We start from the raw sequence: 21,493 nt of genomic DNA, 5'->3' as shown, positions 1-21,493 counted from the left end.
AGTTCGACCATGTCTACTGCCCAAAACACTGCCGCCGTGGAAAAGGGCTTTGCCCATATCGGCGCCAACCTGGTCCGCGATGTCAGCCTGCCGGTGCTGGTGCTGCACCGCGAGGCGCTCGAACACAACATTCGCTGGATGCAGGCCTTTGCCTGCAACAGCGGTGCCGAGCTCGCGCCCCACGGCAAAACCAGCATGACTCCGGCCCTGTTTCGCCGCCAACTGGACGCCGGCGCCTGGGGCATCACCCTGGCCAGTGCCACGCAAACCCGTGCGGGATATGCCCATGGCGTGCGTCGGGTGCTGATGGCCAACCAATTGGTCGGCACGCCGAACATGGCGCTTATTGCCGTTCTGCTGGCAGACCCGACTTTCGATTTTCATTGCATGGTCGACCACCCGGACAATGTCGCTGACCTTGGCGCCTATTTCGCCTCGCGCGGTGTGCGCTTGAACGTGATGATCGAGTACGGCGTAGTGGGCGGTCGATGCGGTTGCCGGACTGAAGCAGAAGTCATCGCACTGGCCAAAGCCATCAACGCGCAACCGGCGCTGGCCCTGACTGGCATCGAAGGCTATGAAGGCGTGATCCATGGTGATCATGCGGTCAGCGGCATTCGTGATTTCGCTGCGTCTTTGGTGCGCCTGGTGGTGCAGCTGCAGGACAGCGGCGCGTTTGCGATTGCCAAGCCGATCATCACTGCATCAGGGTCGGCCTGGTATGACTTGATTGCCGAAGAGTTCGAAGCACAGAACGCTGGCGGGCGTTTCCTGAGTGTGCTGCGTCCTGGCAGCTACGTGGCGCACGACCATGGCATTTACAAGGAAGCGCAATGCTGCGTGCTCGACCGCCGCAGCGACCTCAACGAAGGCCTGCGACCGGCAATGGAAGTCTGGGCGCACGTGCAGTCGATGCCGGAGCCGGGTTTTGCAGTGATTGCCCTGGGCAAGCGCGACGTGGCCTACGACGCCGGTTTGCCGGTGCCGCTGCTGCGTTACAAGGCCGGCGTGGTGCCGGCGAAGGGCGATGACGTCAGCGCCTGCAAGGTGACGGCGGTAATGGATCAGCACGCGTTCATGACTGTGGCGCCGGGGGTTGAATTGCGAGTGGGCGACATCATTTCGTTCGGCACCTCGCACCCGTGCCTGACGTTCGACAAGTGGCGTACGGGGTGTCTGGTGGATGAACAGCTGAACGTCATCGAAACCATGGAAACCTGTTTCTAAGGCACCAGACCGAGGCGTGGCCATCGCGAGCAGGCTCGCTCCCACATTGGATTTTCAGTGTTCACAAAATCCCTGTGGGAGCGAGCCTGCTCGCGATGGCGTCCTGCCGGACAACAAAGAAACACCAGAGACCCCACACCATGCACACCATCAGCACCCTCGGCCCCAACACCCCGCGTATCGCCCTGATCGGCGAATGCATGATCGAGCTGCAACAACGCGCTGACGGAAGCCTGCAACAAAGCTTCGGCGGCGACACCCTGAACACCGCCGTCTACCTGTCCCGTGAGCTGGGCACGAGCGGCGCTGTCGATTACGTCACCGCCCTGGGCGACGACAGTTTCAGCGACGCCATGTGTCAGAACTGGGCTGGCGAAAACATCGGCCTCGGCATGGTTCAGCGCTTACCCGGACGTTTGCCCGGTTTGTATTGCATCCAGACCGACGCGGCCGGCGAGCGTCGTTTCCTCTACTGGCGCAACGAAGCGGCTGTACGCGATTGCTTCACCACGCCGGCCGCCGCGCCGTTTCTGGCGGCGCTGCCGGATTACGATGTGCTGTATTTCAGCGGCATCACTCTGGCGGTACTCGGTGTGCAAGGTCGGGAAAAGTTGTTGGAAACCCTGATTGAAGCCCGCCAGCGAGATGCGCGGATCGTCTTCGACAACAATTACCGGCCGCGTTTGTGGGCGACAGTTGAAGAGGCCCGCACGGCGTATCGCAGTGTGTTGCCCTTTGTGGACCTGGCGTTGCTGACCTTGGAGGACGAGCAGGCGCTGTTCCATTTTTCCGATTACGAAGCTGTGTTTGCCGCGTACGAGCAGATCGGTACGCCGGAGGTGGTGCTCAAGCGCGGTTCAGAAGCGTGCCTGATTCGCTGTGGCGGCGAGTCGTTTGAAGTACCGGCGCAGAAGGTTGAGCGCGTGGTGGATACTACGGCGGCGGGGGATTCGTTCAGCGCGGCGTACCTGGCCAGTCGGCTCAAGGGCGGGAGCGCGGTTGAAGCGGCTGAGGCGGGGCATCGGTTGGCGAGTCGGGTGATTCAGGTGCCGGGGGCGCTGATCCCGAGGTAAGCGGTGAATGGCCGTCGGCTGCGCCATCGGTTCGCGAGCAGGCTCGCTCCCACAGTGGATCTTCAGTGGACACAAAATGTGTAACCACAACCGGTCAATTGTGGGAGCGAGCCTGCTCGCGAAGGGGCCTCAAGGCAAATGCATCAATCCCGGTAAAACACCTGCACCAGGTGATACCCGAATTTGCTCTTGATCGGGCCATGCACCACACGCAGCGGTTTCTTGAAAATCACTGCATCAATGACGCCGACCATCTGCCCCGGCCGCACTTCGCCCAAGTCACCACCGCGCTTGCCAGACGGACAGGTCGAGTATTTTTTGGCCAGCACATCGAAGGCTTCGCCCTTGGCGATGCGTTGTTTGAGCTGCTCGGCTTCTTCCGAGGTTTTCACCAGAATATGGCGGGCTTGAGCTTTCATTGGGCATACCTTGCAACGGTGGTGGCTATGTTGGTGCCCGCGGGGGGCGGGCGATTATGCCTCAACTCACTCGGGTTGGCCGATCATCGTGCGAATCTTGTTGGCCAGCAGGTCGATGGAAAAGGGCTTGGCCACCATGTCCATGCCTTCTTCGAGGAAGCCCTGGCGTTCGGTGGCCTTTTCCGCGTAACCGGTCATGAACAGCACTTTGAGGTCCGGGCGATGCTGGCGGGCGATCTCGGCGAGTTGCCGTCCGTTCATGCCCGGTAGCCCGACATCGGTCACCAGCAGGTCGACGCGCAGGTCGGATTCCAGCAAGGGCAGGGCCGTCTTCGCATCTTCGGCTTCGTGTGCGTGGTAACCCAGCTCATTGAGCAAGTTGAGCACCAGCATGCGCACCGCCGGATCGTCTTCCACCAACACCACGGTTTCGCCAGCAATCGCCGCCGGTGCTTCGCCCGTCACGGGTATCAATACGTCGTCCGGTTCCATGGCGTGCAGGCGCGGCAAGTACAAGCGCACGCTGGTGCCCTTGCCCGGCAAACTGAACAGGCTGACATGCCCGCCCGATTGCTGGGCGAAGCCGTAAATCATCGACAACCCCAGGCCGGTACCCTGGCCGATGGGTTTGGTGGTGAAGAACGGATCGAACGCCTTGGCCAATATGGACGGCGTCATGCCGGTGCCGTTATCACTGACGGCAATCATTACGTATTCCCCGGCCTTGACCGGTTCCAGCGTGATGATGTCACCGCCGTCGAGGTAAACATTGGCGGTTTCAATCAGCAGTTCGCCGCCATCGGGCATTGCGTCTCGGGCGTTGATCACCAGGTTGAGCAGGGCGTTTTCCAGTTGGCTGACGTCGGTGCTGATCGGCCAGACTTCATCGGCCAGTTGCAACTTGAGTTCAATGTGTTCGCCCTTGGTCCGGCTGAGCAGGTCCTCCAGCGAGCGCACCAGCTCATTGGTGTTCAGCGGCTTGCGATCCAGAGATTGGCGGCGGGAGAACGCCAGCAGGCGATGGGTCAGCGCGGCGGCGCGGTTGGCCGAGGACACGGCGGCTTCGGTAAAACGGCCAATCTCGTCGGTGCGCCCCTCGGCGATGTAGCGTTGCATCAAGTCGAGGCTGCCGATGATCCCGGTTAGCATGTTGTTGAAGTCATGGGCGATGCCGCCAGTGAGCTGGCCGACCGCTTCCATTTTCTGTGCATGGCGCAAGGCGTCTTCGGCGCGCTCACGTTCGAACATCTCGTTTTGCAAACGCTGGTTGGCTTCAGCGAGCTGTTGAGTACGGGCAACAACGCGCTCTTCCAGGGTTTCGTTGAGATTGCGCAAGGCTTCTTCGGTCTTTTTGCGCTCGGTTTCGTCGATCACAAAAATGTAGAACCCATTCACCGCGCCATCCGCACCGTGTCGCGGCAGGTAGTTCATCAGTGCCTGGCGAAGGCTGCCATCACGGTGCGGTGTGCTGATGCTGAAACAGCAGGGTTTGCCCTTCAGCGCGTCGGCGATGTATTCGGCGCGCAAGGCATAGGCCTCATCACCCAGCACTTCACGAATGGTTTTGCCGTAAAGCTCCTGCGGCGTCAGCCCATACCAGTCCAGGTACGCGGAGTTGTTCAGGCGGAAACGCTCTTCACTGTCGACGTAGCTGATCAGGACCGGCATCGCGTTGATGATCAGTTGCAACTCGGTCTGGCTCTGGCGCAACGCCTGTTCGGTGTGTTTGCGCTCGGTCAGGTCCAGCGCCGCGCCGAGAAAACGCATCGGCCGGCCGTGGTGATCCTTGTAGCAACGCCCCCGGGCAAACACCCAGCGCAACTGGCCGTCGGGTTGCAGCAGGCGATATTCCTCTGCGTACTCGGTGCCATGGGTGATGCAGTGCTTGATGCTGCGCGCAATCATCGCCCGGTCTTGCGGATGCACGCCTTGGAGGTAGGCGCTGATCGGCAACTGCCCGGCCATCCCCGGATCGACGCCGTGCAGTTGGGCGAAATGGGCGTCGGCGAGGAAACGGTCTTCGCCGATGTCCCAGTCCCAGGTGCCAACCGCGTCGGTAGCGGCCAAGGCCAGTTGCAGGCGCTGTTCGGTGTCGCGCTGGGCCTTGAGGCTGGCAGCCGAGCGCTGTTCCAGTTCAAGGGCGATGCGGCGGCGTTCGTTGGTTTCGATGGCGGTGACCAGAATCCCGGCCACCTCGGCGTTTTCATCGCGGATCGGGCTGTAGGTCAAATCCAGCCAGAAGTCGGAATCCTCACCGTCACGTTGCAAGGTAAAGCGTTGTTCGCTGTAGGTGCGCACCTGGCCCTGCAGGACGGCGCGGTAAATCGGGTCGGTAAAGTCCTGGAGTTCTGGCCAGATCTGGTGCGTCGGCTGTCCGAACGCGTGTGGGTGTTTGCTGCCGGCGAGGAGGGCGAAGCCATCGTTGTAGATCTGTGTGAGTTGCGGTCCCCATAGCAACAGCATCGGCATCGGTGAGTGAATCACGATGTCGACGGCAGTGCGCAGGCTCTGTGGCCAGGTGGCAGCAGCGCCCAGCGGGGTGCGTGTCCAGTCCAGTCTGGCAATCAAGGCCTGGGCATCGCTGCCGGTGGGGGATGCGTTCATCAAGTTGTCCTGCGTTTAGTCGGTGAGGCGGCGTCTACTATTCTCGTAGGGCGGTAGACGCTGGATGACCCGTTTTGGGTCATTATTTTTTCATTGAATGCTTCGCGGGTGCTTTTTGCCATGGAAATCGATGCACTGTAAACACGTCTGGCCAGCCGCAATGGCTCTGATCTATACCTGTCCACGGGGGCGCCGCCCAGCGCACGGTTCGATGGCGAACTGAAACCGCCGAGTGATCAGCCGTTCAAACCCGAAGACGTCGTACGCAACTGCTGCATGACCTGGGCAATATGCGGACTCGATCAATAATTTTAAGTTGCGCTTGAAACTGTGCGGCAATAGAGCATTAGTAGTTGATTCGTCAAAAGGTAGTTGGGGGTTGGTGGGTTGGGCGTTATGTAAGTATGGCGATGGCTTAGTTAGATTATTGGACATTTTGTCTCATAGATTCTTACTGGTTAGTTCTGCGCGGAGAAGTGATGATTTGTCGGCGCTGAAATTGTCAGCAAGTTAGATTTATGGGGTTATCTTGTGAAGTCGAAATTAAAGTATAAAGCCTATCCATTGTCGGACGTGATTGCTACGGAGCAGTATCAGCTATTAAAGGCAGATGCCGCGGAGCGGGATTTGGTGTTGCGCTTGTTAAAGGATGTCTTTGAGGATCAAGCGGACGAAGGGCCTTACGACTTGCAAGGGTATGAGCTTAAGTTGGAGGCGGGATCTTCGCTTTATAAAATTCACACGCCAGGTCGAGTGTCATGGAATGAATTAGCCGACCGTACGATTGTGATGGCCGAACTCCGCCATCACCGTGTCGAGAACATGGTTTCAACGCGTATTAACGCCTCTGGCAGGCTGGAAATATTCAGAAAAGATACCGCGAAATGGGAAACGGTCGACCTGAATATCGTCCATGAATCCCGTAACTATCAGGATCTCTTGGTGATTGGGGATATTGCCAATGTGGCCGGCGGTTACGTATATACGGAGGATCTCGTCGACGTGGATCAGTGGCTAGCGTTTCATGGTCTGAATGTTCCGACTAATGCGACTGAAAACAAAAATTTGATGGCGTTTTTAGAGTTTGATCCTGGCGTAGACGAACTGGGGAACTACTGGGGGCAGCTTGTTGCGGATGATCCGTCGTTAGCCGTATTGCCCACTGAGCATTTTACAAGTGTGCGTCAGATCACGGCCAAGGTTATAGCGCCGGACAAAAAGCTGCTGGACAAACTGTACCGTGAAACGGGTCGCGTTTTTACAACGTACGATAATGCCGCTGAACGGATCGTTCAAATGGTCAACCATCCGGTTGCTCAGGCTTGCGCCAGAAAATATGTATCTGAGTTGGATTGGTTTGGCGCGCAATTTGGGCAGGACGTGTCGGCAGAGGACCTTGCGCAACTGTTGATAACCGCCATTTTGCTGGACCTGAATCCGCTCATTGGTAACGCTCAAAGTCGAAAGAGTATCGACGGGTTCGATTTGTATGCACCGGACAATGTCGAGCGATCATCGGCGGTCGTGCGCGATGATCTGCAAGCCTTTCTTTACACCAAGGGCTGGGTGGATCCTCCCGTGGCCCCGTTGGCGTCGCACTTGCTGCTGGCGGAAATCGCCCCGGAATTTCTGGTCAAGGGCGTTCCGTCATCGCTGATGATGGGCTCGATTGGCTGGGTGTCCTTTTGCCACGGAGTAGCGCTGGCGGAAGCGGTCAGTAAAGGGGCTTCTCGTGTGATGACATATGCGCAAATCATGGCGTATGCCGATCTGGAGCCTGTCAGTGACCCGTTGACCCGCCTGTGGGATCTGGCAATGATTGATCCAATCGTTGACTGGGCGCTGATAAATGGCGTGGTGACGACGAATGAACTCACTCAAGCGGAAAAGGACACCACGGAGCGGGCGCTTTCAGCTTTCCAAGAGTACGCGGATAACTTCACGCACCTCGCTCGCGCCTATTCCAGTCCCATGCCGAGCCGAGAAGATATCGCAAGGGCGGCGTTGCAGTGGGCCGCGCCAACGTGTGATTTTCTTGACGATAAAGTTCTCTATCAGCGTCCCGGCCTATATGCATCACCTACCGCCATGTCCATGGTCGACTTGCATATGTCGGGAGACCTGGTGGGTGGCCAGTGGGATCTGCGCGCTGTATTTCCCGACGAGCACATTTCCAGCACGCCCGATTTGTTGGCCGGTGTTACCAATTACAAAAGGCCTTCCCAGTACGATCCCTCCGTCGTCAGCGTTTATCGCCGCTATCCGAAGTTGTTGAGTCTGGCACCCAACAACAATGAATTTCATCGTCAATTGCGGGATTATTTCGAGAATTTTAATAGTGCGCTGGTCACCAATGTGAAGTTGGCCCTTGCACACATGCTGCCTTACGATCTGGAAGCCTTTCTAAAAGGTAAAATCACCTTTTTTACCTTCCGTCCTCCTGTGGTAGAGACTTCGTCCTTCTTTTCCTTGAGCCCGGTACCTATTAGAGACGAGTACGAAACCCAACGGGGCAAAGATGCTGTTACAGGGCGCTTTGGTATTGTGATCTGCGCTTCCCACGGCAACACGGTAACGTGTTATGAACTGTTTGCTTTGAGCGGCGAACTTCGGAAAAACAACGCACTCGGGACGCTGATAGCCACCACAGGAAAGTTGCAGGCGGCCGCCAGAATGGATTTTAATGGCAACTTGGACGCTCAAGTGTTACCGACACCCCTCGATTCGTTTCCTGTCACTCTTAAAGAATACACTGACGGTGTGTTTGAGACCTATTCAGCAGGCGGCAGGGCGATTATTGAAAAGTTGGGTGAACTTCCCGCGCCAACCATTGTGACGATGCGGCAACAGAGCATTTATAAAAATTTTGGCAATCCGCAACTTGCTCGAATTGCCGAGTTTATCGTGAATAAACATCCTCTGCGGACGTTTGACGAAACTGAAGCAATGGCCATCGTGCCGACGGCACTTGAAAGTGAGCGTAAAAATGGCGAAGAAACTGCGACGTATATTGTGAATCTGGTGGTTCCCTTTAAAAAGTGCATCGAGGATATATCTTCCGGAGAACACAATAAGGTGGTCGACGGAGTTTATGGTTGCGTTATGGATGCCATCGCATTGGGTGGGGCGTTTCTGGGGGCTGGTGTCAAAGCGCTGAGTATCTCGGCGAAAGCGATCTCTTTGTCGTCCAAAGCCGCTCGCCTGACCAGGCTCGCTTTTGTGTCGTCCGTTTCTCTTTTTAACCCCGTGGATGATGTGCCATCGGTGTTGTTCGGAGGCGTGAAACTCGTCCACAAGGGAGCGCTACGCTTCAACACGCAGGCTCGAGAGCTGCTTGGGCTGGCGAAATCCCAGTTGGGCAAACTCCATGGCCGTCATAAAACCTACGACTTGGTTCGGGCCACCGATACCGCCTATACCGGCCAGGGTACCTGGCGGCCCCGTGATGCAATCGGTGACACGCTTACCGTAGTGGCAGCGCGGAACAACTTTCAATGGTATGCCCTCAATCGATTGGGTAAACCCTGGGGCCCGAAGCTGAGTCATTTCACCTTTGTGGCGCCCGTCCGGTTGCCGCGCTCCCACAAGACATTGCCCCTCAGCTATACCCTGCAGTTCATTGAGCAGAGCTTGCCGCGGGCATGTACAAAAATCGACAACGCGATCAATGTCTTGACCCTTCGTGACTTTGCGGCGGAGCGCGATTTAGTCATCAAATTCCTGATGGGAAGCAATTCGAGCGATGCATTGAATCGCTTGTTAAACAGTCTGAGAACGGTCAGGGCTGACTTTGGGGGCGTTTCCATCAGTAACTTTTTCCTCGACCCCCTCAGGGACACTGACAACATTGCAGCTTTTGACTCGATTGCTTACCAACAATGGAAAGATGCAATCGGGCAATCCGACACGAAGTTCATCGAAATCTATACCCCCAATCTCAACAGGCATTTTATTAGTCTGGGATTCAACCATAACGTTGTGGCAGACGACCTGATTCATGAGTTGTTCCACGGGGCTGCGCAGATCGGTGATGTCGGCTATGCCCGCGACGCAGGCAGTGACGCAGGCGATGGCCAGTTGCTGGACGTGGCTGTGCTACTGAATCTTGCGTCCGGACGTCTCCCGGTCACAGATGAGGGAAGTGCCTGTCATGCGAGTTCCAAAGCCTTTGAAAATGCTGACTCATTGGCTGTGGCCACTTCGCTGCTGAGCCAGCTATACATGGACAAGGGTCGATATGATCGCAACATGGCCATCCTGCAGGGCGCGCTTGAAGCAAACCCTGATAGCGCGATTGGAGGGCCGGTTCTAATCACTCTGAACAACACTATTGTGACGGCTCCGGCGCCTGCCTATGCAAGACGCCCACTGGGTGCGTACGTTGATTGACGCACCCGCATGATCGTTTAAGTTCCGAGTTCCGGCCGATCCCGAAATTGCTCAAGCGCTTCGGGATTGGCCAAGGCATCGGTGTTTTTCACCTGCTCACCATGCACCACATTCCTCACCGCCAACTCCACAACCTTGCCGCTGATGGTCCGTGGTATGTCGGTCACCGCGACAATTTTCGCCGGCACATGCCTGGGTGTGGTGTTGGCGCGTATGACCTGGCGGATCTGTTGCTGCAAGGCTTCATCGAGTTCGACACCGTCCTGCAACCGCACAAACAGCACCACCCGCACATCATCCTGCCACTGCTGACCAATGGCCACGCTGTCCAGCACTTGCGGGACTTTTTCCACCTGACGGTAGATTTCCGCCGTGCCGATACGCACGCCGCCAGGGTTGAGCACTGCATCCGAGCGGCCATGGATCATCATCGCGCCGTGCGGCAGTTGTTCCGCGTAATCGCCTTGGGCCCAGACACCGGGGAACTGGCTGAAATACGAAGCGTGCAGCTTTTCCTGCTGCGGGTCATTCCAGAAGCCGATGGGCATCGCCGGAAAATGCCGGGTACACACCAATTCACCTTTCTCGCCGATCACCGGCTGACCATCCTCGTTCCAGACTTCGACCGCCATGCCCAGGCTCTTGCCTTGTATTTCGCCACGGCGCACCGGTTGGAAAGGGTTGCCGTTCACAAAGCACGAAACGACGTCCGTGCCACCGGACATCGAGGCCAGACACACGTCGGGTTTCAGGTCGCGGTACACATAGTCATAACTCTGGGGCGACAGCGCAGAACCGGTGCAGAGCAGGGTTTTCAGACTGCTCAGGTCATGGCTTTCCCTTGGCTTCACGCCGTTGCTTTCCAGCGTGGACAGAAATTTGGGGCTGGTGCCGAAGACGCTGATGCGCTCATCGTCGATCAGGTCGATCAAGCGTTCTGGGCCGGGATGAAAAGGCGAGCCGTCATACAGGACCACGGCGCTGCCCACGGCGAGGGCCGAGACCAGCCAGTTCCACATCATCCAGCCGCAGGTGGTGTAGTAGAACAAGCGGTCGCCAGCGCCAAGATCGCAATGCAGGCCATGTTCCTTGACGTGCTGCAGTAAAACGCCGCCAGTGCTGTGGATGATGCATTTCGGTACGCCGGTGGTGCCGCTGGAGTAGAGGATGTACAGCGGATGCGCGAAGGGCACGGGGACGAAATCCGGCTCGCCGCCAACGTCGTAGAAATCCTCCCACAGCGTCACATTGGCGCGGGTGTGGAAGTCGACGATGTGAGCCTGTGGCCTTGCATAAGGCACCACGATCAACTGCTGCAAGGACGGTAGGCGTTCAAGGATTTCGTTGATTTTGCCGGTCTGGTCGATGTCCTTGCCGGCGTAGCGGTAACCGGCGCAGGTGATCAGTACTTTCGGTTCGATCTGGCCGAAGCGGTCGATCACACCTTGAGTGCCAAAATCCGGAGACGAGCAGGACCAGATCGCCCCCAGACTGGTGGTGCCGAGCATGGCCACCAGTGTTTGCCAGGTATTGGGCATGCACGCCGCTACACGATCGCCGAGGCCGACCCCTGCGGCGATCAAGCTGTGCTGGAACCCGGCCACATGCTCCGCCAACTCAGCCCAGGTCAGGTGTTCGCGCTGGCCGTTCTCGCCAATGGCGATCACCGCGATGGCATCGTCGCGACGGCGCAGCAGGTGTTCGGCAAAGTTCAGGGTGGCGCCGGGGAACCACTGGGCGCTGGGCATTTGCGCGCCCTCGACCAGTATCGCGTCGGGTTGATCGTGGAAGCGGATGTCGAAGAAATCGACGATGGCTTGCCAGAAATCTTCGCGCTGATCGATGGACCATTGGTGCAGGGCCGGATAGTCATCGACGTGGACATGATGTCGCTGACTGATGGAGCGCCGAAAGGCCTCCATGCGCGACTTGCCGATGCGTTCGGCGCTGGGTTGCCAGAGGATATCGGACATGGTTTGGCCTCTTGTTCTAGCTTCAGATCCAATCGCGGGCAAGCCACGCTCCCACAGGAGAACGCGATCTAATGTGGGAGCGTGGCTTGCCCGCGAAGAACGATAACGCGGTCTGTTGACTGATTACTGCGCCAACCACCCACCATCAATATTCCACGCCGCGCCTCGCACCTGGCTACCGGCCTCGCTGCACAAAAACAGCACCAGTTCACCCAGCTGCGGCGGGGTGACGAACTCCAGCGACGGCTGTTTCTCAGCGAGCAAATCATGCTGGGCCTGCTGCGGATCGATCCCGGTCGCGGCGCGGTCATCGATCTGCTTCTGCACCAGCGGCGTCAACACCCAGCCCGGACAGATGGCATTGCAGGTCACGTGCGTGGTTGCAGTCTCCAGGCCCACCACTTTGGTCAAACCGATCACACCATGCTTGGCCGCCACGTACGCAGCCTTGCCCACCGAACCCACTTGACCATGCACCGAGGCGATGTTGATGATCCGCCCCCAGTTCTTGGCCCGCATGCGCGGCAGGCACAGGCGGGTACTGTGAAACACCGACGACAGGTTGATCGCGATAATCGAGTCCCAGCGCTCCACGGGAAAGTCTTCCACCGACGCCACGTGCTGGATGCCGGCGTTGTTGACCAGAATGTCGATGCCACCGAACTCACGCTCGGCGTAGTCGATCATCTCGGCGATCTGCGCCGGGTCGCTGACGTCGGCCGGGTGATGACCGACCTTGCCGCCGAACTGCTGGACCTCGGCAATTACCTTGGAGGCATCACCGAAACCATTGAGCACCACGTTGGCGCCGGCCTTGGCCAGGCTGAGCGCAATGCCCAGGCCGATGCCGCTGGTGGAGCCGGTGACCAGTGCGGTCTTGCCTGTAAGAGTCGTCATGAATACCTCACACAATGCCAGTGGCGTAGAAAGTGCCGATGACTACGAAGACCGCCAGGGTCTTGATCAGCGTAATACAGAAAATGTCTTTATAGGCTTCGCGGTGCGTCAGGCCAGTGACCGCGAGCAAGGTAATCACCGCGCCGTTGTGCGGCAGGGTGTCCATGCCGCCACTGGCCATCGCGGCCACGCGGTGCAGCACTTCCAGCGGAATGTTGGCCGCATGGGCCGCCGCAATGAAGTCGTTGGCCATGGCCGCCAGGGCGATGCTCATCCCGCCCGAGGCAGAACCGGTGATGCCTGCCAGTACCGTCACGGTAATGGCTTCGTTGACCAGTGGGTTCGGAATGCTCTTGAGCCAGTCGGCCAGCACCAGGAAGCCTGGCAACGAGGCGATCACCGCGCCAAAGCCGTATTCCGACGCCGTGTTCATCGCCGCCAGCAACGAACCGCTGACTGCACTTCGACTGCCTTCAGCCAACTTGCCGCGAATCGCCTGGAAGCCGAATACCAGCACCATGATGATGCCCACCAGCAACGCTGCCTGAACCGCCCAGATCGCCGTCAGCTTGGCGATGTCGGTGGTCACCGGCGCGGCCATGCCCGGCAGCGCGAGGGTGTGTGTTTTGCCATACCACTGCGGAATCCACTGGGTAAACAACAGGTTCGTGATGCCCACGGCCAACAGCGGCGACAGGGCGATCCATGGGTTAGGCAGTTTGATATCAAGCGCCGTTTCTGGCTCGTTGCGCAATTCGGAGCCATAACCTTCGCCAGAGCGCTGAGCCTTGTTGCGCTGGCGCTGAAGAAACAGCATGCCGGCGCAGAACACAAAGATCGCGCCGATCAAACCCAGCCACGGTGCCGCCCAAGCGGTGGTGTTGAAGAAGGTGCTGGGGATGATGTTCTGGATTTGCGGGGTGCCGGGCAGGGCGTCCATGGTGAACGAGAAGGCGCCGAGGGCGATGGTCGCCGGGATCAGACGCTTGGGGATGTTGCTTTGGCGGAACATTTCAGCGGCAAACGGATAGACCGCGAACACCACCACAAACAGCGACACGCCGCCGTAAGTGAGCAGGGCGCAGACGAGCACGATGACCAGCATCGCCTGGCGTGTGCCGAGCAGGCGAATGGCGGCGGCAACGATTGAACGGGAAAAGCCGGACAACTCGATCAGTTTGCCGAACACGGCACCGAGCAGGAACACGGGGAAATACAGTTTGATGAACCCGACCATTTTCTCCATGAACACCCCGGTGAAGGCTGGAGCGACGGCGGAAGGGTCGGTGAGCAGGACGGCGCCGAGGGCGGCGATCGGGGCGAAGAGGATAACGCTGTAGCCGCGGTAAGCAGCCAGCATCAGCAGCGTGAGGGCTGCCAAGGCAATGATCACACTCATGGTGTGTCTCCTGGATTGTTATTTTTGTAGGGTAGGTCTTTTGTGGGAGAGGGCTTTAGCGAGATTCGTGCCAGGCGCTTAACTTGTTGAAATATAAGGATATATATAGGAAATGTGATGGGGTTTTGAAATGCTTGTCTCTGGTTTGAGACTTATATGGACTGCATGGGCCTCTTCGCGGGCAAGCCCGCTCCTACAGTTGACCGTATTCTTATGAGCGATTCGTTACCCCTGTGGGAGCGGGCTTGCCCGCGATGGCCTGTCTAACAATGGAGATATCTATCTCTTTATAGAGACTCTGCAATCCCCAGCGCGACCATCTTCTTGTACAGCGTCGACCGCCCCAGACCCAGCCGAGCCGCTGCTTCAATCACCTTTCCCCCGCATTGCGCAAGGGCGGATTCAATCAACTGCCGGTCAAACCGCGCCCGAGCTTCACTAAACGTCTCATGTGCAACCGGCTCAATCATCAGCGGTGTCGAGCGCTCCACTGGCGTGAAGGTGCCAATCGCCGCACGAATCTGCGCCGCATCCAGCACCAGATCATCACTGAGTAACGCTGCCCGCTCCAGGACGTTGCGCAGTTCGCGAATGTTCCCCGGCCATGCGTGCTGGCTCAACAACGCCAGCGCCTCGCGGTTCAGTTCATGCTGACTGCGCAATTCCTCAAGGATCGCTTCGCTGAGCGCCGGGATATCGTCGAGACGATCGCGAAGGGGCGGCACGTGGATCGGCAGCACGTTGAGGCGGTAATACAAATCCGCGCGAAACTCACCGCGTTTGATCGCCGCCTCAAGATCGGTGGACGTTGCGGCAATCACCCGCACATCGCTCTGGATCACTTCGTTGGAACCAACCGGCTCGAATTCCTTTTCCTGCAAAACCCGTAGCAGTTTGCTTTGCAGCGGCAGCGGCATGTCGCCGATTTCATCGAGAAACAAGGTGCCGCCCTGGGCGATCTGCAATTTGCCGGCGCGGCCCTTGCGGTCGGCGCCGGTAAACGCGCCGGGGGCGGTGCCAAAGAATTCCGCTTCCAGCAGCGATTCAGGAATCGCCGCGCTGTTGATGCTGACGAAGGCTTTGTGCGCACGTGGCGAAGCGCTATGGATCGCCTGAGCCAGCAGCTCTTTACCGGTGCCGGTTTCACCGAGCAACAACACCGGCGACTCGGCACTGGCGCTGCGCCGGGCACGGCGTTTGACTTCCAGGCTAGCGGCGCTGGTGCCGATGAAATGGGCGAAGTTGTACTTGGTTTGCCGCGCCCGTAGCAGCGAACGGGTGGACGCCAGTTCTTCCTGCATGCTCATGTAGCGCTTGAGCATCGGCGACAGGCTGCGCAATTCGTCGAACAGCGCAAAACCTATCGCGCCGATCACTACGCCTGCATCGTCATGGATCGGCAGGCGCATGACCACCAGCGGCTCTTTGGGTGTGTCCTGCATGTCCAGTAAAATCGGGCGCCCGGTGCGTACTACCTCACGCAACAGACTGCCGGGGATCACGCTTTCGCAGGACTTGCCGATGGCACCTTCTGCCGACTCCAGACCGAAACGCCGGGCATATCGTTCGTTCATCCACACGATGTTCGCATCGCGGTCGACAATCACCGTGCCTTCGCTGGACTGCTCGATGATCTCGAACAGCGAACGTATCGCCAGCAGGCGGACCCGTTGGTAATCCTTGAGGCTTTCGGCGGTGTTCATGAGTTCCTATCCAGAATGTGTGGTGACTGGGCGGGCCTCATCGCGGGCAAGCCCGGCTCCCACAGTTCTGTTGTGTGACCACTCTATTTGTGAACACCGCAGAACCTGTGGGAGCCGAGCTTGCTCGCGATATGGGCGACTCGGTCTAACTGCCTGTTAAAATTATGCCTACCGCGGATGCGCCGCCGCTAACAGCTCTTTGGTGTACGGGTGCTGCGGCGAATCAAACACGTCATGGCTGGCACCGCTTTCCACCACTTTGCCATCCTTGATCACGATCATGTCGTGGGCCAAGGCGCGTACCACCGCCAAGTCATGGCTGATGAACAAATACGTCAGGCCGTGTTTTTCCTGAAGCTGGCGGAGCAGGGCGACCACTTGTTTTTGCACGGTGCGGTCCAGCGCCGAGGTCGGCTCGTCCAGCAGGATCAGCGCCGGTTTCAGCACCAGTGCCCGCGCGATCGCGATGCGCTGACGTTGGCCGCCGGAGAATTCGTGCGGGTAGCGATGACGGCTTTGCGGGTCGAGGCCGACTTCTTCCAGTGCCCGAATCACTTCGGCCTTGCACTGTTCATCGGTCAACCGGCTGTGCACCTCAAGGCCTTCGCTGATGATCTGTGCCACTGACATCCGTGGGCTGAGGCTGCCATAAGGGTCCTGGAACACTACCTGCATTTTCTTGCGCCATGGCCGCAGTTGCTTTTGCGTCAGGCCATCCAGTTCTTCGCCCTGAAAGCGAATACTGCCTTGGGAATCGAGCAGCCGCAGGATCGCCTGCCCGAGCGTCGACTTGCCCGAGCCGGACTCACCAACGATGCCCAGTGTCTTGCCACGCTGAATGTTGAGGCTGATGCCGTCCACTGCGGTGAGGTAAGTCTTGCGCTGGAACAAGCCGCTACCGAGGGGGAATTTCACGCGCAGATTGTCCACCTCCAGCACGTTTTCGCGCTCGTCGCGGGCCAGGGCTTCGCCCTCCGGTTCGGCGTTCAGCAGCACACAACTGTAGGGGTGCTTCGGCTCGGTGAAAATCGTTTCGCAAGTAGCCTGTTCGACGATTTCCCCACCCTTCATCACGCAGACACGCTGGGCAATGCTGCGCACCAGGTTGAGGTCATGGCTGATCAGCAGCAGCGACATGCCGAGCCGTTGTTGCAGCGATTTGAGCAGGATCAGAATCTTGCGTTGCACCGTCACGTCCAGCGCCGTGGTCGGTTCGTCGGCGATCAACAACTCCGGTTCGCAGGCCAGGGCCATCGCGATCATCACGCGTTGACGCTGGCCGCCCGAGAGTTGATGGGGGTAGGCCTTGAGCCGCTCCTTGGGCTTTTGAATGCCGACCAGGTGCAACAACTCAAGAATCCGCGCTTGCGCCGCTTTGCCGGTCAGGCCTTTGTGCAGCAGCAGGGTTTCGCCGATCTGCTTTTCGATGCTGTGCAACGGATTGAGCGACGTCATCGGCTCCTGAAAAATCATCGCAATGCGGTTGCCGCGTAATTCACGCAGCACTTTAGCTGGGGCGCCGAGCAGTTCCTTCCCCCGATAACGGATGCTGCCGGTGGTTTCGGTGCCGGTTTCGGGCAGCAATTGCAGGATCGAATGCGCCGTCACCGACTTCCCGGACCCCGACTCGCCGACCAGCGCCAGGCATTCGCCGGGGCGGATGTCCAGGCACAGATTGCGCACCACGGTTTCGCCATTGAAGGCGACGCTGAGGTCTCGGATTTCGATCAAGGGGGTACTCATATCAACAGTCCGCGTCAGGATCTTGGATCGAAAGCATCACGTAATGCCTCGCCGATAAACACCAGTAAAGAAAGAATCAGTGCCAGGGTGAAAAACGCCGTCAGCCCCAGCCAAGGCGCTTGCAGGTTCTGCTTGCCCTGACCGATCAATTCGCCGAGGGATGCGCTGCCGGCCGGCATGCCGAAACCGAGGAAGTCCAGTGCTGTGAGGGTCGAAATCGCCCCGGTGAGAATGAACGGCAGGTAACTCAAGGTCGCGTTCATGGCGTTGGGCAGAATGTGCCGCACGATCACTTTGCGATCCGTCAGGCCCAGCGCCCGGGCGGCTTTGACGTATTCCAGGTTGCGCCCGCGCAGGAACTCGGCGCGCACCACGTCGACCAACGCGAGCCAGGTAAACAGCGCCATGATCCCCAGCAACCACCAGAAATTCGGCTCGACGAACCCCGAGAGAATGATCAGCAGGTACAGCACCGGCAGCCCGGACCAGACTTCCAGCAAGCGCTGGCCGATCAGGTCGACCCAGCCGCCGTAATAGCCTTGAAGGGCGCCGGCGGCAATGCCGATCAGGGCGCTGACGAAGGTCAGCATCAACGCAAACAGGATCGACACTCGGGCGCCGAAAATCACTCGGGCCAATACATCTCGGGCCTGATCGTCGGTGCCCAGCCAGTTCACATCCGAGGGCGGGCTCGGCGCCGGTTTGTTGAGGTCGTAATTGGGTGTGTCGTCACTGAAAGGGATCGGCGGGAACAGCATCCAGCCGCCGTCCTTTTTGATCAGCTTCTGCACATAGTCGCTGCGGTAATCCGCCTGAAACGGCAGTTGCCCGCCGAACGCCTGCTCAGTGTGGCGCTTGAACACCGGGAAATACCATTGCCCTTGATAGCTGACCACCAGCGGCTTGTCGTTGGCGATCAACTCGCCCCCCAAGGTCAGCACAAACAGACCGATGAATAACCACAGCGACCACCAGCCCCGGCGATTTTTCTTGAAACGTTCAAAACGGCGACGGCCCAACGGCGAGAGCTTGAACATCAGGCATTCCTCGCGGCGAAGTCGATACGCGGGTCGACCAGGGTGTAGCAGAGGTCGCCGACCAGTTTTATCAGGAGGCCAAACAGCGTGAAGATAAACAGTGAGCCAAACACTACTGGATAGTCACGCGAGACAGCGGCTTCATAACTCATGCGGCCCAGGCCATCGAGGGAGAAAATCACCTCGATCAGCAAGGAACCGGCGAAAAACACGCTGATGAACGCCTGCGGAATGCCCGACACCACCAGCAACATTGCATTGCGGAATACGTGTCCGTACAGCACCCGACGTTCACTCATGCCTTTGGCGCGTGCGGTGATGACGTACTGGCGGGTGATTTCATTGAGGAACGAGTTTTTGGTGAGGATGGTCAGGGTGGCGAAACCGCCGATCACCAGCGACGTCACTGGCAGCACCAGGTGCCAGAAGTAGTCGGCGACTTTGCCCACGGTCGACAGCGACTCGAAGTCGTCCGAGACCAGTCCGCGCACCGGGAACCAGTTCAATGAGGTGCCGCCGGCGAACACCACGATCAGGAACATGGCGAACAGGAACGCCGGCATGGCGTAGCCGATAATGATCGCGGTGCTGCTCCAGATATCGAAATGGCTGCCGTGGTGCACGGCTTTACGAATACCCAGGGGGATCGACACCAGATAGGTGATCAGCGTCGCCCAAAGCCCGAGGGAAATGGTCACCGGCATTTTTTCCAGGATCAGGTCGGTGACCGTGGCGCCACGGAAGAAGCTCTTGCCGAAGTCCAGCCGGGCGTAACTGGTGAGCATCAGCCACAGGCGTTCATGTGCGGGTTTGTCGAAACCGTATTGTTTTTCAATGTCCTTGATCAGCTGCGGGTCGAGGCCCCGGCTGGCGCGCGAGGTGCCGGACATGGTTTCGCCGGACCCGCCACCGACTGCCGCGCCGCCGATGCCTTGCAGGTGCGCAATGGCCTGTTCCACCGGACCGCCCGGTGCCGCCTGGACGATGACGAAGTTGACCAACAGAATGATCACCAGCGTCGGAATGATCAGCAGCAAACGCCGCAGTATGTAAGCCCACATCAGTGCGACCCTCCGGGTTTGCCACGGCTGATTTGCTCGGCGGTCATTTGCTGGTTGGTCAGCGGCGTGGTGCTTATTTCCCACCAGCTCTCGATGGCTTCGTCATTGCTGGCCTGCTCGTTGGGTCGGCCGAACCGGTTCCACCAGACGGTCGATGTGCCCGGCGGGTAATAGTTGGGAATCCAGTAGTAGTTCCATTGCAGCACCCGGTCGAGCGCGTGGGCGTAACGCAGCATCTCGGGCTGGGTGGTGGCGTGGACCAGTCCGGTGATCAGCGTGTCGACTGCCGGGTTCTTCAGCACCATGTAGTTATTGGCGCCGGGGTCGTTGGCCGAGATCGAGCCGAAGTAATTGAACAGTTCACCCCCCGGTGAGGTGGTGACCGGGTACCCGGTGACGATCATGTCGTAGTCGCGGCTCATCAGGCGATTCACGTACTGCGATGAATCGATACGGCGGATGTTCATGTCGATGCCGATCTGTTTCAGGGTGCGCTTGTAAGGCAACAGCAATCGGTCCATGCCGTTCTGGCTGACCAGGAAGGTAAAGCTCAGCGGCATGCCATCGGCGTTGACCAATTGATCGCCATCAGGTTTCCAGCCGGCCTGTTCGAGCAGGTCCAGCGCTTGCAATTGCTTATCGCGAATCACACCGCTGCCATCGGTTTTCGCTGCTTCGAAGACCTGAGTGAACACCTCATCGGGGATCTGCCCGCGCAATGGTTCAAGAATGGCCAATTCCGCCGCATCGGGCAGTTGCCGCGCAGCCAGGTCAGTGTTGGAGAAGTAGCTCTGCTGGCGGATGTACATGTCGCGCATCATCTGCCGGTTGCTCCACTCGAAATCCCAGAGCATGGCCAGTGCCTGGCGCACCCGGCGGTCCTGGAAAATCGGGTTCTGCAGATTGAAGACAAACCCCTGCGCCGGCTGCGGCGCATCGGTTGCCAGGTGAGCCTTTTGCAGGCGCCCGTCGCTCAGGGCCGGGCTGTCATAGCCGATAGAAAAGCCGGTGGCGGAGAATTCGCGGTTGTAGTCATAGGCCCCGCCCCGTAGCACCTGGCGCGCGACGTCGGTGTCACCGAAGTATTCGATGCTGAAGCGATCGAAGTTATAGAGTCCGCGGCTGACGGGTAGATCCTTGCCCCACCAATTGGCGTCGCGCTCGAACGTGATGCTGCGACCGGAGTCGACTTTGCCCACCTTATAAGGGCCGCTGCCCAAAGGCGCCTCGTACCCGCCGCCGCCAGCGAAGTCGCGGGTCTTCCACCAATGTTCGGGATACACCGGCAGCGTTGCGATGTCGAGGGGCAGGGTACGGTTTTCGTTACTTTTAAAATCGAACCGGACAGTCAGAGGCGATTCAACTTCCACCCCTTTGACGTCAGCGAATTGGGTGCGATAGCGCAGGCTGCCCTGGGTCATCAACAGGTTGAAGGTGTAGCGCACGTCTTCTGCCGTGATCGGTTTGCCGTCTGCAAAGCGTGCTTTGGGGTTGAGATAGAAACGCAGAAACAGACCGTCGTCCGGGCGCTCCATCTTTTGCGCGACGAGGCCGTACACGGTATAGGGTTCATCCAGCGAGCGCTGGGCCAGCGGCGAGTAAAGCAAGCCGTCGATTTGCGTGACGCCAATGCCCTTGTCGATGTACGGCAGGATATGGTCGAAATGCCCGATTTCGATCGCCGAGCGACGCATCGTGCCGCCCTTGGGGGCCTGCGGATTGGTGTAGGCAAAATGGCTGAAACCTGCGGGATACTTCGCGGGCTCACCGTACACGGTCAACGCATGTTGCGGTGCTGCATCCACACCGGCGGCGCCCAATAGCAGCACCACGGCAGTGAACAATAAAGTGGGGAAAGCCAGTCGCATTGTCAGCCTTAGAGCCGGAGGATCGAAAACCACAATTTGTACGCTAGCGGCGCGTCCCTCGCCAGCCTAAAAACGTATCTGAAACACAACGGCCCACCAA

General features: G+C 58.7%; 13 protein-coding genes and 1 pseudogene. 4 read left to right on the top strand and 10 right to left on the bottom strand.

All coding sequences use genetic code 11. The features are described 5' to 3' along the window. Nucleotides 1-9: 9 nt before the first annotated feature. Together ACWGZX_RS00395 and ACWGZX_RS00390 are read left to right on the top strand one after the other, a co-directional pair. The gene (locus ACWGZX_RS00395; RefSeq protein WP_452626834.1) at nt 10-1,227 is read left to right on the top strand and encodes an amino acid deaminase; all 1,218 of its coding nucleotides are present in this window, start codon (nt 10-12) and stop codon (nt 1,225-1,227) included. 140 nt (nt 1,228-1,367) lie between these two features. Continuing rightward, entirely contained in the window at nt 1,368-2,300 is a 933-nt protein-coding gene (locus tag ACWGZX_RS00390; protein WP_452626833.1) for a sugar kinase, read from the top strand. A 143-nt stretch (nt 2,301-2,443) separates the two neighbouring features. On the opposite strand, the gene ACWGZX_RS00385 is transcribed toward ACWGZX_RS00390, so the two are convergent. Continuing rightward, on the bottom strand, nt 2,444-2,719 hold the full coding sequence (locus tag ACWGZX_RS00385) for a peptidylprolyl isomerase (RefSeq protein ID WP_007898282.1): 276 nt from the start codon (nt 2,717-2,719) through the stop codon (nt 2,444-2,446). A 66-nt stretch (nt 2,720-2,785) separates the two neighbouring features. Next, nucleotides 2,786-5,323 (bottom strand): PAS domain-containing protein, encoded by a 2,538-nt coding sequence (locus ACWGZX_RS00380; RefSeq protein ID WP_452626832.1) that lies wholly within the window; start codon nt 5,321-5,323, stop codon nt 2,786-2,788. Between the two features lie 147 nt (nt 5,324-5,470). Between ACWGZX_RS00380 and ACWGZX_RS00375 the strand changes: the two are divergent. Together ACWGZX_RS00375 and ACWGZX_RS00370 are read left to right on the top strand one after the other, a co-directional pair. After that, nucleotides 5,471-5,584 (top strand): annotated as a pseudogene (locus ACWGZX_RS00375) (type IV pili twitching motility protein PilT); the annotation flags it as partial. Nucleotides 5,585-5,854: 270 nt separating this feature from the next. Then, on the top strand, nt 5,855-9,712 hold the full coding sequence (locus tag ACWGZX_RS00370) for a hypothetical protein (RefSeq protein ID WP_452626831.1): 3,858 nt from the start codon (nt 5,855-5,857) through the stop codon (nt 9,710-9,712). Nucleotides 9,713-9,729: 17 nt separating this feature from the next. Here ACWGZX_RS00370 and ACWGZX_RS00365 read toward each other — a convergent pair whose 3' ends face one another. From ACWGZX_RS00365 to ACWGZX_RS00330, 8 genes are all read right to left on the bottom strand, one after another. Then, nucleotides 9,730-11,685 (bottom strand): acetoacetate--CoA ligase, encoded by a 1,956-nt coding sequence (locus ACWGZX_RS00365; protein ID WP_452626830.1) that lies wholly within the window; start codon nt 11,683-11,685, stop codon nt 9,730-9,732. 123 nt (nt 11,686-11,808) lie between these two features. Then, the gene (gene hbdH / locus ACWGZX_RS00360; RefSeq protein ID WP_223513193.1) at nt 11,809-12,582 is read right to left on the bottom strand and encodes a 3-hydroxybutyrate dehydrogenase; all 774 of its coding nucleotides are present in this window, start codon (nt 12,580-12,582) and stop codon (nt 11,809-11,811) included. Nucleotides 12,583-12,589: 7 nt separating this feature from the next. Beyond that, nucleotides 12,590-13,981, bottom strand: coding sequence for a GntP family permease (locus ACWGZX_RS00355; RefSeq protein ID WP_452626829.1), 1,392 nt, complete (start codon nt 13,979-13,981; stop codon nt 12,590-12,592). A gap of 287 nt (nt 13,982-14,268) precedes the next feature. Continuing rightward, nucleotides 14,269-15,684 carry a sigma-54 interaction domain-containing protein gene (locus ACWGZX_RS00350; RefSeq protein WP_452626828.1) on the bottom strand — a complete coding sequence of 472 codons (1,416 nt, stop codon included), beginning with the start codon at nt 15,682-15,684 and terminating at the stop codon, nt 14,269-14,271. A 168-nt stretch (nt 15,685-15,852) separates the two neighbouring features. Next, nucleotides 15,853-17,427, bottom strand: coding sequence for an ABC transporter ATP-binding protein (locus ACWGZX_RS00345; protein ID WP_452626827.1), 1,575 nt, complete (start codon nt 17,425-17,427; stop codon nt 15,853-15,855). Between the two features lie 14 nt (nt 17,428-17,441). After that, a complete protein-coding gene (locus ACWGZX_RS00340) occupies nt 17,442-18,464 on the bottom strand; it encodes an ABC transporter permease (protein WP_452626826.1) in 1,023 nt (340 codons plus the stop codon). Further along, nucleotides 18,464-19,525 (bottom strand): microcin C ABC transporter permease YejB, encoded by a 1,062-nt coding sequence (locus ACWGZX_RS00335; protein WP_223513213.1) that lies wholly within the window; start codon nt 19,523-19,525, stop codon nt 18,464-18,466. The genes ACWGZX_RS00340 and ACWGZX_RS00335 overlap by 1 nt, the downstream gene beginning before the upstream one ends. After that, the gene (locus tag ACWGZX_RS00330) at nt 19,525-21,393 is read right to left on the bottom strand and encodes an extracellular solute-binding protein (protein ID WP_452626825.1); all 1,869 of its coding nucleotides are present in this window, start codon (nt 21,391-21,393) and stop codon (nt 19,525-19,527) included. Before ACWGZX_RS00330 ends, ACWGZX_RS00335 begins: the two co-directional genes overlap by 1 nt. Nucleotides 21,394-21,493: the final 100 nt, after the last annotated feature.

This window comes from Pseudomonas sp. CLCA07 (assembly GCF_053615335.1).
This window is presented reverse-complemented; position numbering and strand designations above follow the sequence as displayed.